This is a genomic window from Variovorax sp. OK212, from assembly GCF_900112425.1.
Lineage (GTDB): Bacteria > Pseudomonadota > Gammaproteobacteria > Burkholderiales > Burkholderiaceae_C > Variovorax.
Window position 1 is genome coordinate 709,636 of sequence record NZ_FOLP01000001.1, and the last position, 14,055, is coordinate 723,690.

The window sequence follows — 14,055 nt, forward strand, 5'->3', positions numbered from 1 at the left end:
GGCTTCAGCGCGGGCGCGTGTCGATCACGCGGCGCGCCTTGCCGGTCTGGGTGCGTTCCATCTCGTTGGGCGCATGGACCACCACGCGCGTGGAGATGCCGATGAGCGTCTTCACGCGGTGCTGCACCCAGTCGCCGATGGCGGCGCGGTCGGCCGAGGCGGCGTCGGCCGGGTTGAGCTCGCAGTGCACCTCGACCTGGTCGAGCTTGTCGGCGCGGCTCACGTGCACCTGGTACAGGCCCGACAGCGCCTGGTGCGCGAGCACGATCTCTTCGACCTGCGTGGGGAACACGTTCACGCCGCGGATGATCATCATGTCGTCGCTGCGACCGACGATCTTGCCCATGCGGCGGAACGAGCGCGAGGTGGGCGCCAGCAGGCGCGTGAGGTCGCGCGTGCGGTAGCGCACGATGGGCATGGCCTCCTTGCTCAGCGAGGTGAAGACCAGTTCGCCTTCTTCGCCGTCGGCCTTCAGCTCGCCGGTCTCGGGGTCGATGATCTCGGGGTAGAAGTGGTCTTCCCAGATGACCGGGCCGTCCTTGCTCTCCACGCATTCGCTGGCCACGCCCGGGCCCATCACTTCGGACAGGCCATAGATGTCGACCGCGTCCAGGCCGGCCTTGGCCTCGATGTCGCGGCGCATGGCCTCGGTCCACGGTTCGGCGCCGAAGATGCCGATCTGCAGCGAGCTGTCTTTCGCGTCCAGGCCCTGGCGTTCGAACTGCTCGATGATCACCTGCATGTAGCTGGGCGTGACCATGATGATGTTCGGCTTGAAGTCCTGGATGAGCTGCACCTGCTTCTCGGTCTGGCCGCCCGACATCGGGATGACGGTGCAGCCCGCGCGCTCGGCGCCGTAGTGCGCGCCCAGGCCGCCGGTGAACAGGCCGTAGCCGTAGGACACATGGATCATGTCGCCGGGCCGCCCGCCCGCCGCGCGGATGGAGCGCGCCACCAGGCCGGCCCAGGTGTCGATGTCCTTCAGCGTGTAGCCGACCACGGTCGGCTTGCCGGTGGTGCCGGAGGACGCGTGGATGCGCGCGACTTTCTCGCGCGGCACGGCGAACATGCCGAAGGGGTAGTTGTCGCGCAGGTCGCTCTTCACCGTGAACGGGAACTTCGACAGGTCGGCCAGCGACTTCAGGTCGTCGGGGTGCACGCCCTTGGCGTCGAAGGCCTTGCGGTAGTGCGCCACGTTGTCGTAGGCGTTCTGCAGCGTGGCGCGCAGGCGCGTGAGCTGCAGCGCGGCGATCTCGTCGCGGCTGGCGGTCTCGATGGGGTCGAGCTCGCCGGGGGCGGGGTGTTTGACGGTCATGGTGCTTGTCTCCTCAGGCTGCGACAGCGGGGCGGCCCTTGGCCGTGTACGAGCGGCCGCGGAAGATCGCGATGCGCTCGCCGCGCTGGTTGGTGATTTCGGTGTCGTACACGCCGGTGCGCCCGGCCTTCGACACTTCCTGGCAACGCGCGGTGAGCAGGTCGCCCTCGCGCGCCGGGGCGATGAAGTCGATGGCGAAGCCCGAGGCCACGGTCAGCTCGTTGTACGAGTTGCAGGCGAAGGCGAAGGTCGAGTCGGCCAGCGTGGCCATGAAGCCGCCGTGGCACATGGCGTGGCCGTTGAGCATGTCGGGGCGCACGCGCATCTCCAGCGTGGCCTGGCCGGGGCCGACCTCGACGATGCGCATGCCCAGGCCCTTGCTCGCGTTGTCGTTGGCGAACATGCCGTCGCGCACGTACTCGGCGGTCTGCTGGGGCGTGCGGGTGGTGTCGGAAGTGTGGGATGTGGTCACGGCTCAGCGGTCCTTGAAGATGGGTGCGCGCTTGGCGCGGAAGGCCTCGACGCCTTCGCGGTAGTCGTCGGCATTGCCCATGGCGCGCTGCACGCGGGCTTCCTCGTCGAGCGCGGTCGCCAGGTCCATGTCTTGTGCGTCGGCCATGGCCTGGCGCGTGGCGACCAGGGCGCGGGTGGGCATGCCGGCCAGCTTCAGTGCCAGCGCGGCGGTGGTTTCGGTGAGCGCCGCGTCGTCCACGCATTGCCAGATCAGGCCGATGCGCGCCGCTTCCTCGGCGGGCAGCTTGTCGCCCAGCATCGCGATGCCCAGCGCGCGTGCCGAGCCCACGAGGCGCGGCAGCAACCAGGTGCCGCCGGTGTCGGGCACAAGGCCGATCCTGGTGAAGGCCTGGATGAAACTGGCCGAGCGGCCGGCCACCACCAGGTCGCAGCACAGCGCCAGGTTGGCGCCCGCGCCGGCGGCCACGCCGTTCACGGCGGCAACCACCGGCACCGGCATCGAGCGCAGGCGCGCGACCAGCGGGGCGTAGTAAGTGGAGATGACGTGGCCCAGGTCCTTGGGCGCGGCGCCGGGCGCCGGGTCGGGCGCGACCGAGGGGTCCGCCAGGTCCTGGCCGGCGCAGAAGGCGCGGCCGGCGCCGGTGAGCACCACGCAGCGCACGCCGGCATCCGTTGCCGCCGATTCCAGTGCGGCCATCAGCGCGGCATGCAGCTCGGTGGTGAAGCTGTTGAGCGCCGCGGGGCGGTTGAGGCTCAGCGTGCGCACCGCGCCGGCATTGCTGATGAGAACCAAAGGCTCAGTCATGGCGTGTCTCTTTCATCCTTCGTGGGAGCCGTTCAAAGCACAAACACTATTGACCGACCGTTCGGTTGATTTTAGGATCGACCTCGGCAACGGCACAAGCGGGGGCTATTCAGGGCAAACCCTAGGACCCGCGAAAACTTGTGCCAACCCGAGACAACAAGGAGACCGAATGCCCAGCTATTCCATCGACGGCGTGATCCCGGTCGTCGACCCGAGCGCGTACGTGCACCCCACGGCCGTGCTGATCGGCGACGTGATCGTCGGCCCCCGCTGCTACGTGGGCCCGTGCGCGAGCCTGCGCGGCGACTTCGGGCGCATCGTGCTGGAGGAGGGCGCCAACGTGCAGGACCACTGCTGCATCCACGGCTTTCCGGAGAACGACACCGTGGTGGAGGTCAACGGCCACATCGGCCACGGCGCGATCCTGCACAGCTGCATCGTGCGGCGCGACGCGCTGGTGGGCATGAACGCGGTGGTGATGGACGAGGCCGAGATCGGCGAGAAGTCGATCGTGGCCGCCTGCGCCTTCGTGCCGGCCGGCATGAAGGTGCCGCCGCGCTCGCTGGTGGCGGGCATTCCGGCGAAGGTGCGGCGCGAGCTGAGCGACGACGAGATCGCGTGGAAGCTCGAAGGCACGCAGACCTACCAGGCGCTCACGGTGCGCAGCCTCGCGAGCCTGCATGAGGTGGCGCCGCTCGCGCAGGTGGAGGCCGGCCGGCCGCGGCTGCCGCAGACCGACGTGCGCTCGCTCATCGCCACCAAGCGAGGCGAACGGGGCGAACGGGGCGAGGGCGGCTGAGCGCGCCGGTGCTTCGTGCAAGATCGCCCGTTGCCTTCAACCGATCACCCGATCAACCCAGGAACCCGACCCGATGCCGCGTGGAAGATCCGCCACCTACGACGACCAGCGTGAACTGATCCTTGCGCAGGCCGCCCAGCTGTTCGCGCGCAGCGGCTACCCGGCCACCTCGATGAACCAGGTGGCCGAGGCCTGCGGCCTGTCGAAGGCCACGCTCTATCACTACTACAAGGACAAGAGCAGCCTGCTGATCAGCATTGCCGAGACGCACGTGTCCAAGCTGGCCGCGCTGGTGGCCGAGGAAGAGGCTTCCACGCACACCGACGAGCAGCGCCTGCGCCGCTTCATCTACCGCATCGTCGAGGAATACGCCGGCGCGCAGGACGCGCACCGCGTGCTGACCGACGACGTGCGCTTTCTCGAAGAGGCCGACCGCGAGCGCGTGCTCGACAAGGAGCGCGAGGTGGTCGCGGGCTTTGCGCGCGCGGTGTCGGCGATACGCCCCGGCGCGCCCAGCGACGAGCTCGCCAAGCCGCTGACCATGCTGCTGTTCGGCATGATCAACTGGATGTTCACCTGGATGAAGCCCAACGGCCGGCTCGACCACACGGCGATTGCGCCGATCGTGGCCGACCTGTTCCTGGGCGGCATCGGCGCTGTGAAGTCGCCGGACTATGCGGCCATCGAGGCCGCGAAGGCCGCAATGGCCACAGCGGCCACAGCGGCTGCAGCGGCCGCCCAGGCGGTCACCGAGTAACCGCGTAGCGCGCCGCCGGCTTGCCGCTCTGCGACGCGCCGAACAGCTTGGCGCTCGCATCGGTGAAGCCGGCAAGCAATGCCGCTTCGTTCACCGACGGCATCGTGATCGCCTCGCCCTGGTCGAGCCCGGCCAGCGCGGCGTCCACGCAGTGCTCGGCGGCCATCACCGTGCCTTCGGCCAGGTTCGACACCGGCACGCCCGACAGCTCCCAGATGTCGGTGGCCGTGGCCGCCGGCAGCACCAGTTGCACCTTCACGCCGGTGCCCGCCACTTCGTCCTGCAGGCCGCGCGTGAACGCCAGCACGAAGGCCTTGGTGCCGCTGTAGATGCTGCTGATCGGCAGCGTGTGGAAGCCCAGCACCGAGCCGATGTTGACCAGCGTGCCGCGGTTGCGCGCCTTGAAGGCGGGCAGCACCGCGTGGCTCAGGCGGGCCAGCGCCTGGATGTTCACGTCGAGCATCGACTGCAACTGCCCGGCCGAGGTCTGCGCCACGGGCGCCAGCGTCGAGGTGCCGGCGTTGTTCACCAGCAGCGTGATCGCGGGGTTGGTGGCCACCGCCTGGGCCACGCGCTCGAGGTCTGCCGCCGCGCCCAGGTCGGCCGCCAGCGCCTGCACCTTCACGCCGTAGGCCGCGCGCAGGGTCTTCGCCACTTCTTCCAGCAGGTCGCCGCGCCGGGCCACCAGCAGCAGGTCGTACCCGCGGCGGGCCAGGCGGTCTGCGTAGATCTTGCCGAGACCGGCGGAGGCGCCCGTGACGACGGCGGTGCCGAGGCTTGCTTGTTCGCTCATTTCGAATCCATTCAGGAGTAGGTTGGGTGCTCAAGCATGATGATCATCATGTTTGATCGGCCGAAGCATGATGGCTATCATGCTTAGCGTCAAGCCAGTGTTCGAAGTACCCCGCAGCAGGAAGAGGTCACATGCGATACCCCGCAGCAGAAACCGCCGAAAAGCACCAGAAGATCCTTGTGGAAGCCTCGCGCCTGTTCAAGGAGCGCGGCTTCGGTGTCAGCGTGAGCGAGATCATGAAAGCCACCGGCCTTACGCACGGGCCCTTCTACAACCACTTCGAGTCGAAGGAGGCGCTGATGGCCGAGTGCATCGCGCACTCCGCGGACGGCGCGCTGGTCGAGCTCGACGCGGCCGGCGAAACGCCCGAGGGCATGCGCGCCTATGTGCGCGACTACCTGAGCCACGAGCACCGCGACGCGCGCGCCGACGGCTGCCTGGTGGCGGCCTTCGCGGGGCAGGCGGGCAGCGCGCAAGGCGTGAGCACCTCGCTGACGACGTACCTGAAGTCGGTCATCGGGCGCTTTGCCGGCAACTTCCCCTGGCGCACGAAGAAGAACGCCCGGGGCGACGCGATTCGCATGCTCGCCGCGATGTACGGCGGCGTGGTGCTGGCCCGCGCGGTGGACGACGAGGCCTTGTCCGAGGAAATCCTGCGCGAGGTGCTGGCGGGCCTTCAGGCCCTGCCGAAGCCTACCGACACGTAGGCAAGCCTAGAGAATCCGGTTGAACCACAGCAGCGACAGCCCGGCCGACAACAGCGTGAGCACGGCGGCGCCCATCGCGAACAGCGCGGAGATTTCGGTTTCCTTCTTCTCCACGGTGAGCTTGGAACTCAGCGTGTTGTAGACCTTCTTCAGGTCGTCGGCGGTGCCCGCGTAGAAGTACTCGGCATTGGTCTTGTTGGCGATGGCCTTGAGCGTGTCCTCGTCGAGCCGCACGCGCATCGACCAGCCCTCGAAGCCGATGGTCTCGCCGTCCACCGTGCCCACGCCCACCGTGTAGATGCGCACGCCGCGGTCGGCCGCGGCCTTGGCTGCGTCGAGCGGGTCGACGCCGGTGGTGCGCTGGCCGTCGGTCAGCATGATGATCGCGGCCGAGGTGAACGAGCCGGGCGCCACGGGCGTGAAGTCCTTGAGCTTCTTCTCCGACTGGTCGATGGCCGCGCCGCGCTGGCGGCTCGGCGCGCTGAACTGCTCCACGTCCAGGCCCGCGTCGGGGAACAGCGTGGCCAGCGACACCACGATGGCATTGCCCGTGGCGGTGGCGCGCTGCAGCTGGAAGCTGTCGATGGCGGTCACCAGGTCTTCGTGGTTGGTGGTGGGCAGCTGCGCCACCTGCGCGCTGCCCGCGAAGGCCACCACGCCCACCTTCACGCTGCGCGGCAGGTCCTTGATGAAGCTCTTGGCCGCTTCCTGCGCCGCCACCAGCCGGTTGGGCAGCACGTCGGCCGCGCGCATGCTGCCCGACACGTCCATCGCCAGGATGATGGTCTGCTGGTTCGACGGCAGCACCACCACCGCCATCGGCCGCGCCGCGGCCACCAGCATCGCGGCCATGGCCAGCAGGAACAGCAGCGGCGGAAGATGCCTGCGCAGGCTCTGCGCCGGGCCCATGGCCTCGCGCACGATCGACAGGCTCGCGTAGCGCACCGCCAGCTTCTTCTTGCGCCGCAGCAGCCACAGGTAGAGCAGGATCAGCAGCGGCAAGGCCGCCAGCAGGTAGAGGAATTGAGGCCAGAGAAAGGTCATGCTGCCACCGCCTTCATGCCAGCCGAGCCGCTGCGCGTGCGGCGCTTGCGCAGGTCGGCGAAACGGACGATGGCTTCCACCAGGTCGTCGTTGGTCGAGAGTTCGAGGGCATCGACGCCGGCCTTGGCCAGCGCCGCGCGCAGTGCGGTCTCGCGCTCGGACGCCAGGCGCGCGAAGCGCTTGCGAAAGCCGGCGTCGTGCGTGTCGACCCAGAGCTGCTCGCCGGTCTCGGCATCGCACAGCGGCACCAGGCCCAGGTCGGGCAGCTCGAGCTCGAGCGGATCGAACAGGCGCACGGCAATCACCTCATGGCGTTGCACCAGTTGCCCGAGCGGGCGTTCCCAGCCGGGCTCGCTCAGGAAGTCGGACACCACGAACACGGTGGAGCGCCGGGGCATCAGCGCGGCGGCCGACTTCAGCAGGTCGTCCAGCCGCGTCATGCCTTTTTGCACGGGCGCCACTTCGGCCTGGTCGGCGCGCTTTTCCATTGCGTGCAGCAGGTGCAGCACATGGCGGCGCCCGGTGCGCGGCGGAATCACGGCCTCCAGGTCGTTGCCGTAGACCAGCGCGCCCACCCGGTTGCCGTGCCGCGTGAGCAGCCGCGCCAGCACGCCGACGAAGCCGGCGGAAATCTCGCGCTTGGCCTTCAGGCCCGAGCCGAAGTCCACCGAGCGGCTCAGGTCGAGCACGAACCAGGCGGCCATCTCGCGGTCTTCGGTGAACACGCGCACATGCGGCGTCTGCAGCCGCGCGGTGACGTTCCAGTCAATGTGGCGCACGTCGTCGTGGTGCTGGTATTCGCGCAGGTCGGCCAGGTCGAGCCCGGCACCGCGCATCAGCGTGCGGTAGTCGCCCTGCAGCAGCCCGTCGAGGCGGCGGATCACGGTCCACTCGAGCCGGCGCAGCGCGCGCTCGGTCCCGCCGGCCACGGCCGCTTCGGCGGCCAGCCGTTCGTCGTTGGCGGCCGCGGGGGCCTTACGCCACCAGCTTTTCATGCGATTTCAAGGGGCACACCGCGGAACCGGCTTTGCCGGGCCGCGGGTGTTGCCCCCTGCAAGGGGGGTGGCGAAGCGACACGGCGTGCGCGAAGACTGGGGGTGTGCTCATTTCAGGCCACCAGCTTTTCATGTTCGAGCGGCTTGGGGGGAGCGGGCACTGCACGCATGATCTTCTCGACCAGCCCGTCGGGTGTCAGGCCCTCGGACAAGCCTTCATAGGAAAGCGTCACGCGATGGCGCAGCACATCGGCCACCAGCGCGGTCATGTCTTCGGGCAGCGCATAGCTGCGCCCGCGCAGCAGGGCCAGGGCGCGCGCGCCTTCGGTCAGGCTGATGCTGGCGCGCGGGCTGGCGCCGAAGGTGATGAAGCGGCGCAGGTCCTTCAGGCCGTGCTTCTCGGGCGTGCGCGTGGCCGACACCAGCTTCACCGCGTACTGGATCAGCGAAGGGTCCACATACACGCGGCGCGCCTCGGCCTGCAACGCGGCCAGCTGCTCGGTCGTGGCCACGGCCGTGGCCTCGACCGGCGGGCCGATCACGCGCTGCACGATCACGAACTCTTCCTCGTCGCTCGGGTAGTCGACCAGCACCTTCATCATGAAGCGGTCGACCTGCGCCTCGGGCAGCGGGTAGGTGCCTTCGGTCTCGATGGGGTTCTGCGTGGCCATCACCAGGAAGGGGCGCGGCACCTTGTGCGTTTCGCCGGCAATGGTGACCTGGCGTTCCTGCATCACCTCGAGCAGCGCGCTCTGCACCTTGGCCGGCGCGCGGTTGATTTCGTCGGCCAGCAGCAGGTTGGCGAACACCGGGCCCAGCGAGGTGCTGAACTCGCCCGTCTTCTGGTTGTAGATGCGCGTGCCCACCAGGTCGGCCGGCACCAGGTCGGGCGTGAACTGGATGCGCTTGAAGTGGCCGCGCACCGTGTCGGCCAGCGTCTTGATGGTGAGCGTCTTCGCAAGGCCCGGCACGCCCTCGACCAGCAGGTGCCCGCCCGCGAGCATGGCGACCATCACGCGCTCCAGGAAGCGGTCCTGGCCGACGACCACGCGCTTCACCTCGTAGAGGATCTGCTCCATCAGTTCGGCGGTGCCCGCGGGCGTGGGGTTGGCGGTCTCTGTGCTCATGCGAAGTGCTTTCGTAGAGGGAAAGAAAGAAGGCTCAGAACGGCGGCGAACCCGCGGCGGAGGCGGCGTTCTCGATGGGCACCGCGAAGCCGATGCCGATGAAGGTGCGCTGCTGCGTCGGGTTCAGGATGGCGGTGACGATGCCCAGCACCTCGCCGTCCATGTTGATGAGCGGGCCGCCCGAGTTGCCGGGGTTGGCGGCCGCGTCGAACTGGATCAGGTTGCCGAGTTCCTGCTTGCCCTCGGGCGAGCGGAACGAACGCTTCAGGCCCGACACCACGCCGGCCGACACCGAAGGCCCGATGCCGAACGGAAAGCCCACCGCGGCCACCTGGTCGCCGGGGCGCAGGTCGGCGGTGGAACGCATGGTGGCGGGAATCAGGTCGTCGGGAATCTTCTGTGCCTGCAGCACCGCGAGGTCGTTCTCGGGTTGCACGCCGGTGATGGTGGCCACGGCTTCCAGCCCGTCGTAGAAGGTGACCTTGATCTTGTCGGAGCCCGCGACCACGTGCAGGTTGGTCAGGATCACGCCCTTGTCGACGATCACCACGCCCGTGCCCACGCCGCGCTCGACTTCGTCGCTCGGCCCGCCGTCGTTGGGCGCTTCGGGCGGCTTGCCCTTGGCCACGTTGCGCCCGCGCTTCTGCGTCCTGGCCTCGGGCGTGTGCTTCTCTTCGCCGTAGCTCACCACCCGCACCACCGAAGGCCGGATGATGTCGGCCGCCTTGGCCGCGGGCGAGGGGAGGGTGTTGGTCTGCAGCGTGCGCAGCACGGCCGCGTCGATGTCTTTCTGGGTGAGGGCCTTGGCGCCCGGGCGAGGCGCCCACAGCGCGGCGCCGGTGACCAGCGCGGCCGACAGGACGAAGAGCAGCGCGAAGCTCTTGCGCCCGGGTTGCCAGCCGGTCTTCGAAACGGAGGGGATGGGAGAAATGCGAGAAATGGGCGGTTGGCGGGACGCCGCGGCAACCGCCGTTGCGCCCGCTTCGGACGATGCGAGCCCGCCCGCCTGATCGGCCGCCTGGTCTGCGGCCGGTGGCGGCGTGCGGGGCGAACGGCTGTAGAAAGCTGGCCTGCGCATCGGGGCACCTCCGGCAAAAATATCGCGTGAAGGAGTTCACAGTAGCACGCTTTCCGCGGCTGTGCATCCCTTCGGGCATCATCGTGCGATGGCTACCTTCGTCGATACCCACTGCCATCTGGACGCGCCCGAATTCGGTGCGGAGATGCCCGAGATCCGCGCGCGCGCCGCCGAACAGGGGGTGGCGATGTGCGTCATTCCCGCGGTGGCGGTCTTCAATTTCGCCACCGTGCGCGAGCTGGCGCATGCGCAAGGCGACAGCTACGCGCTGGGCATCCACCCGCTGTGCACCGGCGATGCGAAGGACGAAGACCTCGACACGCTCGACGCCGAACTGAGCGCACGGCGCGACGACCCGCGGCTGGTGGCGGTCGGCGAGATCGGGCTCGACTATTTCGTCGAAGGCCTCGACGGCCCGAAACAGGAGCGTTTTTTTCACACTCAGTTGCAACTGGCACGCAAGCACGGGTTACCCGTGCTGATCCATGTGCGGCGTTCGGTCGACAAGGTGCTCAAGCATTTGCGCCAGACGGCGGGCGGGCGCCCGTGGCTGGGCATCGCGCATGCATTCAACGGCAGCGAGCAGCAGGCGCAGGCCTGCATCGACCTCGGTCTGAGGCTGGGTTTCGGCGGTGCGGCGACCTTCGAGCGTGCCTTGCAATTGCGCAGGCTGGCCGCGAACCTGCCGCTCGCGTCGATCGTCATGGAGACCGATGCGCCCGACATCCAGCCGCACTGGCTCTACCGCACGCAGGCCCAGCGCGACGCGGGCGAGGCGCAGGGCCGCAACGACCCCGGCGAGCTGCCGCGCATCGCGCAGGTGGTGGCCGGGCTGCGGGGCATCGGCATCGAGGAACTGGCCGAAGCCACTACCCGGAATGCGCTCGAAACGCTGCCACGGCTCGAAAGTCTGATGCGCTTGTCGGAACGCCCGCCGCACCCGGCGTAGGCCAATGTCCCGACCTGCAACCAAGTGTGCAGATGCCGTGGATTTGCTGTCATCCTTGAGGTTCGGAAGTTCGTTGCTTAGACCAGTGGCAAGTCAGTCACTTCAAAACTTCATCCAACAAGGAGCCTTTACATGACCACGTCTTTCATTCGCACCATGCCCGTCGTCCTCGCGCTGGCGCTCGCCTCCATCGGCGTGTCGGCCGTGGCTCAGACCGCTGCCCCCGCCACCGCCGAGCCCACCACCACCGAGAAGGTGAAGGAAGCCGGCTCCGACGCTGTCGACGCGACCAAGCGCACCACCAAGAAGGCCGTCAACGCCACCGAAAACGGCAGCAAGAAGGCCTGGAACGCCACCAAGCGCACGACCAAGAAGGCCGTGAACGCCACCGAAAACGGCACCGAAAAGGCATGGGACGCCACCAAGCGCACCACCAAGAAGGCCACCAACGCCACCAAGAACGCGGCCAGCAAGACCGGTGAAGCGGTCGAGAACACCGGCCACAAGGCAGCCGACGGCATGCGCAGCACCGGCGCCGCCATCGGCGAGAAGATTCCCGGCACGGCCGAGAACGAAGCCGCCAAGAAGTAAGCCCGCACAGGCCTCCTGGGCCTGTACCGGTGCCTCGAAAGAACCCGCTTCGGCGGGTTTTTTCATGGGCCGCGAAAGTGGCACGATGCCGTCCATGAATTCTTCCGCCGCGCCTGGTGCCGTGCTCACCGGCCTCGCACCCATCGTCTCGCCGAACACCTCGGTGCTCGTGCTCGGCAGCTTCCCCGGGGTCAAGTCGCTCGAACGGCAGCAGTACTATGCACACCCCCAAAACCAGTTCTGGAAGATCCTGCAAGCCGTGTGGCCCGACATTCCCCAGCCTTCGGGCGCCGACAGCTACGCAGCGCGCTGCCAATGGCTGCTCGACCGCGGCCTGGGCGTGTGGGACGTCTACGGCGCCTGCGAGCGCGAGGGCAGCCTCGACTCGGCGATCCGTTCGCCCGTGGTGAACGACATCGCGGGCCTGCACCTGCCGAAGCTCGCCGCCATTGCGCACAACGGTGGCGAGAGCTTCAAGCACGCACGCCACACGCGCACCCTCGGGGTGCCGGTCCATTCGCTGCCATCCACCAGCCCCGCCAACGCGTCGTGGAGCTTCGAGCGCAAGCTCGCGGCCTGGCGCGAGGTTCTAGTCGCCCACCACCTTCTCTGATGGCATCGAGCAAAACAACCGCCAAACCTCCCGTCCTCCCCGAAGTCAATTTCTCCGACTGGGGCGACATCCGCTACCTCCACCTGGGCACCGAATGGGTCCAGGGCTCGATGAAGCTCGACGCGCCCTTCGAGATCGAACTCGAGTACGTGCAACGCATGATGGCCTGGCTGCTGTTCGCCGACGGCAAGACCGTGGCCAGCCGCCATGCGATGCAGCTCGGCCTGGGCGCGGCCACGCTCACCAAGTTCAGCCGCAAGATCCTGCGCATGCGCACCACCGCGGTCGAGCTCAACCCGCAGGTGGTGTCGGCGTGCCGCGGCTGGTTCAAGCTGCCGCCCGACGACCCGAAGCTGCGCGTGGTGATCGCCGATGCGGCCGCGGAGATCCGCAAGCCCGAGTGGCACGGCACGGTCGACGCGCTGCAGGTCGACCTGTACGACCACGAGGCCGCCGCACCCGTGCTCGACAGCGAAGAGTTCTACGCCGACTGCCGCGCGCTGCTCACCGAGGACGGCTGCATGACCGTCAACCTCTTCGGCCGCTCGTCGAGCTACGAACGCAGCCTCGAGAAAATTGCCGGTGCCTTCGGTGCCAATGCCGTGTGGGCCTTCAAGCCGACGCGTGAAGGCAACACCGTGGTGCTCGCGCAGCGCACCGCGAGCCGGCCCAAGCGCGAGCTGCTGGCCGAGCGCGCACAGACGATACAGACGCGCTGGAACCTGCCCGCGCCCAAGTGGCTGCGCGTGTTCAAGCCGATGCAGGTTTCGTTGTGAAACATCTTCATGCCCCCGGAAGAGGCCTTTACGCTTAACTTCCTACGGAAATCGGTAGTACGGAAGGTGTGCCTTCACTAATGGAATATTGACCGGGGAGGGACCCTCGGCACACGATGGCCCGCCAGTCGATTACCACCGCGTCATCCACCACCCGGGTCATTGCGTGTTCCAAGCCTGCTTTCTATCGCCCTTGCCGAGCGAGCTGCACACCGGCCATGGCGTCGATGTGTCGGGCCAGCCTCTCGTCGGGGCGTCGCCCCGCTTCGTCGGCATGCTCGGCCAGTTGCGCCGCGTGGCGGCCAGCGATGCGCCGGTGCTCGTCGAAGGCGAGACCGGTTGCGGCAAGGAGCTCGCGGCACGCGCGGTGCATGCATGGGGCCAGCGCAGCAAGGGGCCGTTCGTGCCCGTCAACTGCGGCGCGCTGCCCGACCACCTGCTCGAGGCCGAACTCTTCGGCCACGAGCGCGGCGCCTTCACCGATGCCAAGGCCTCGCGCCGCGGCCTCGTGGCCGAGGCCAACGGCGGCACGCTGTTCCTTGACGAGGTCGATGCGCTGAGCGCCAAGGCGCAGGTGGTGCTGCTGCGTTTCGCGCAGGACCAGCGCTACCGGCCGCTGGGCAGCGCGCGCGAGCTGCGCACCGACGTGCGCCTGGTCACCGCCACCAACCAGCCGCTCGACATGGCGGTGGAAGGCGGCTGCTTTCGCGCCGACCTTATGTACCGGCTGAAGATCCTCCACGTGCGCCTGCCCGCGCTGCGCGAACGGCCCGGCGACGCGGAGCTGCTCGCACACCATTTCCTGGAGGCCTTCTGCGCCAAGTACGGCCTGCCAGGGCGCCGCTTCGACGAGGTCACGCTCGAGTGGCTGCGCCGCCAGCCGTGGCCCGGCAACGTGCGCGAGCTCGAGAACTGGGTGCACCGCGAACTGCTGATGGCCGACGGCAACACGGTGGGGCACGCGTCGCATCCGGTGCATCCAGCGCATCCGGCGCTGGGCGACGACCCGATGCGCTGGCACACCAGTGGCCCCGCCAACTTCCAGGACGCCAAGGCCGAGGCGGTGCGCATGTTCGAGCGCGACTACGTGGTCAACGTGCTGCGCCAGTCCGGCGGCAACGTCACGCAGGCCGCGCGCATCGCGGGCAAGGAGCGGCGCGCGTTCGGCAAGCTGCTGAAGAAGTACGGCATCGACCGCCACGGCGTGGCCGAGGCCGGCTAGCGCCGCTGCC

General features: G+C 68.5%; 16 protein-coding genes. 8 read left to right on the forward strand and 8 right to left on the reverse strand.

Going from position 1 to position 14,055, the window contains the following annotated elements; genetic code table 11:
• Positions 1-4: 4 nt before the first annotated feature.
• The 3 genes from paaK to BM004_RS03185 form a co-directional block, all read right to left on the reverse strand.
• Positions 5-1,315, reverse strand: a complete 1,311-nt coding sequence (paaK, locus tag BM004_RS03175) for a phenylacetate--CoA ligase PaaK (protein WP_093123540.1) — start codon at positions 1,313-1,315, stop codon at positions 5-7.
• 13 nt (positions 1,316-1,328) lie between these two features.
• Complete coding sequence (paaI, locus tag BM004_RS03180) at positions 1,329-1,718, reverse strand: hydroxyphenylacetyl-CoA thioesterase PaaI (RefSeq protein WP_093125127.1); 390 nt, start codon at positions 1,716-1,718, stop codon at positions 1,329-1,331.
• A gap of 72 nt (positions 1,719-1,790) precedes the next feature.
• Positions 1,791-2,594: an enoyl-CoA hydratase-related protein gene (locus BM004_RS03185; RefSeq protein WP_093123542.1), complete on the reverse strand. Its 804-nt coding sequence runs from the start codon at positions 2,592-2,594 to the stop codon at positions 1,791-1,793.
• A gap of 169 nt (positions 2,595-2,763) precedes the next feature.
• Between BM004_RS03185 and paaY the strand changes: the two genes are divergently transcribed.
• Both paaY and BM004_RS03195 read left to right on the forward strand, forming a co-directional pair.
• Positions 2,764-3,393 (forward strand): phenylacetic acid degradation protein PaaY, encoded by a 630-nt coding sequence (paaY, locus tag BM004_RS03190; RefSeq protein WP_093123545.1) that lies wholly within the window; start codon positions 2,764-2,766, stop codon positions 3,391-3,393.
• 73 nt (positions 3,394-3,466) lie between these two features.
• Positions 3,467-4,150 carry a TetR/AcrR family transcriptional regulator gene (locus tag BM004_RS03195; RefSeq protein ID WP_093123548.1) on the forward strand — a complete coding sequence of 228 codons (684 nt, stop codon included), beginning with the start codon at positions 3,467-3,469 and terminating at the stop codon, positions 4,148-4,150.
• Here the strand turns inward: BM004_RS03195 and BM004_RS03200 are convergent.
• Positions 4,140-4,943, reverse strand: coding sequence for an SDR family NAD(P)-dependent oxidoreductase (locus BM004_RS03200; protein ID WP_093211234.1), 804 nt, complete (start codon positions 4,941-4,943; stop codon positions 4,140-4,142). The genes BM004_RS03195 and BM004_RS03200 overlap by 11 nt on opposite strands.
• A 131-nt stretch (positions 4,944-5,074) precedes the next feature.
• Here BM004_RS03200 and BM004_RS03205 point away from each other — a divergent pair, with 131 nt between their 5' ends.
• Positions 5,075-5,650 carry a TetR/AcrR family transcriptional regulator gene (locus BM004_RS03205; protein ID WP_093211236.1) on the forward strand — a complete coding sequence of 192 codons (576 nt, stop codon included), beginning with the start codon at positions 5,075-5,077 and terminating at the stop codon, positions 5,648-5,650.
• A 6-nt stretch (positions 5,651-5,656) separates the two neighbouring features.
• Here BM004_RS03205 and BM004_RS03210 read toward each other — a convergent pair whose 3' ends face one another.
• The 4 genes from BM004_RS03210 to BM004_RS03225 form a co-directional block, all read right to left on the reverse strand.
• Positions 5,657-6,694: a VWA domain-containing protein gene (locus BM004_RS03210; protein ID WP_093123556.1), complete on the reverse strand. Its 1,038-nt coding sequence runs from the start codon at positions 6,692-6,694 to the stop codon at positions 5,657-5,659.
• A complete protein-coding gene (locus BM004_RS03215; protein ID WP_093211238.1) occupies positions 6,691-7,689 on the reverse strand; it encodes a DUF58 domain-containing protein in 999 nt (332 codons plus the stop codon). Before BM004_RS03215 ends, BM004_RS03210 begins: the two co-directional genes overlap by 4 nt.
• A 113-nt stretch (positions 7,690-7,802) precedes the next feature.
• The gene (locus tag BM004_RS03220; RefSeq protein ID WP_093123562.1) at positions 7,803-8,816 is read right to left on the reverse strand and encodes an AAA family ATPase; all 1,014 of its coding nucleotides are present in this window, start codon (positions 8,814-8,816) and stop codon (positions 7,803-7,805) included.
• 34 nt (positions 8,817-8,850) lie between these two features.
• Complete coding sequence (locus tag BM004_RS03225) at positions 8,851-9,894, reverse strand: S1C family serine protease (RefSeq protein WP_093211240.1); 1,044 nt, start codon at positions 9,892-9,894, stop codon at positions 8,851-8,853.
• Between the two features lie 88 nt (positions 9,895-9,982).
• Here BM004_RS03225 and BM004_RS03230 point away from each other — a divergent pair, with 88 nt between their 5' ends.
• From BM004_RS03230 to BM004_RS03250, 5 genes are all read left to right on the forward strand, one after another.
• The gene (locus BM004_RS03230) at positions 9,983-10,843 is read left to right on the forward strand and encodes a TatD family hydrolase (protein ID WP_093211242.1); all 861 of its coding nucleotides are present in this window, start codon (positions 9,983-9,985) and stop codon (positions 10,841-10,843) included.
• Between the two features lie 132 nt (positions 10,844-10,975).
• Complete coding sequence (locus BM004_RS03235; RefSeq protein WP_093123570.1) at positions 10,976-11,434, forward strand: hypothetical protein; 459 nt, start codon at positions 10,976-10,978, stop codon at positions 11,432-11,434.
• Between the two features lie 94 nt (positions 11,435-11,528).
• Complete coding sequence (locus tag BM004_RS03240; RefSeq protein ID WP_093125130.1) at positions 11,529-12,047, forward strand: DNA-deoxyinosine glycosylase; 519 nt, start codon at positions 11,529-11,531, stop codon at positions 12,045-12,047.
• Positions 12,047-12,823 (forward strand): class I SAM-dependent methyltransferase, encoded by a 777-nt coding sequence (locus tag BM004_RS03245; RefSeq protein ID WP_093211244.1) that lies wholly within the window; start codon positions 12,047-12,049, stop codon positions 12,821-12,823. Before BM004_RS03240 ends, BM004_RS03245 begins: the two co-directional genes overlap by 1 nt.
• Positions 12,824-12,989: 166 nt before the next feature.
• Positions 12,990-14,045, forward strand: a complete 1,056-nt coding sequence (locus tag BM004_RS03250; RefSeq protein WP_256219770.1) for a sigma-54 interaction domain-containing protein — start codon at positions 12,990-12,992, stop codon at positions 14,043-14,045.
• Positions 14,046-14,055 lie beyond the last annotated feature (10 nt).

Excerpts from the sequence above, each read along its gene's own strand:
- BM004_RS03195 (WP_093123548.1), top strand. The coding sequence starts at position 3,467 with ATGCCGCGTGGAAGATCCGCCACCTACGACGACCAGCGTGAACTGATC.
- BM004_RS03220 (WP_093123562.1), bottom strand. The coding sequence starts at position 8,816 with ATGAGCACAGAGACCGCCAACCCCACGCCCGCGGGCACCGCCGAACTG.
- BM004_RS03210 (WP_093123556.1), bottom strand. The coding sequence starts at position 6,694 with ATGACCTTTCTCTGGCCTCAATTCCTCTACCTGCTGGCGGCCTTGCCG.
- BM004_RS03225 (WP_093211240.1), bottom strand. The coding sequence starts at position 9,894 with ATGCGCAGGCCAGCTTTCTACAGCCGTTCGCCCCGCACGCCGCCACCG.
- BM004_RS03215 (WP_093211238.1), bottom strand. The coding sequence starts at position 7,689 with ATGAAAAGCTGGTGGCGTAAGGCCCCCGCGGCCGCCAACGACGAACGG.
- paaY (WP_093123545.1), top strand. The coding sequence starts at position 2,764 with ATGCCCAGCTATTCCATCGACGGCGTGATCCCGGTCGTCGACCCGAGC.
- BM004_RS03240 (WP_093125130.1), top strand. The coding sequence starts at position 11,529 with ATGAATTCTTCCGCCGCGCCTGGTGCCGTGCTCACCGGCCTCGCACCC.
- BM004_RS03245 (WP_093211244.1), top strand. The coding sequence starts at position 12,047 with ATGGCATCGAGCAAAACAACCGCCAAACCTCCCGTCCTCCCCGAAGTC.
- BM004_RS03235 (WP_093123570.1), top strand. The coding sequence starts at position 10,976 with ATGACCACGTCTTTCATTCGCACCATGCCCGTCGTCCTCGCGCTGGCG.
- paaI (WP_093125127.1), bottom strand. The coding sequence starts at position 1,718 with ATGTTCGCCAACGACAACGCGAGCAAGGGCCTGGGCATGCGCATCGTC.
- BM004_RS03185 (WP_093123542.1), bottom strand. The coding sequence starts at position 2,594 with ATGACTGAGCCTTTGGTTCTCATCAGCAATGCCGGCGCGGTGCGCACG.
- BM004_RS03230 (WP_093211242.1), top strand. The coding sequence starts at position 9,983 with ATGGCTACCTTCGTCGATACCCACTGCCATCTGGACGCGCCCGAATTC.
- paaK (WP_093123540.1), bottom strand. The coding sequence starts at position 1,315 with ATGACCGTCAAACACCCCGCCCCCGGCGAGCTCGACCCCATCGAGACC.
- BM004_RS03200 (WP_093211234.1), bottom strand. The coding sequence starts at position 4,943 with ATGAGCGAACAAGCAAGCCTCGGCACCGCCGTCGTCACGGGCGCCTCC.
- BM004_RS03205 (WP_093211236.1), top strand. The coding sequence starts at position 5,075 with ATGCGATACCCCGCAGCAGAAACCGCCGAAAAGCACCAGAAGATCCTT.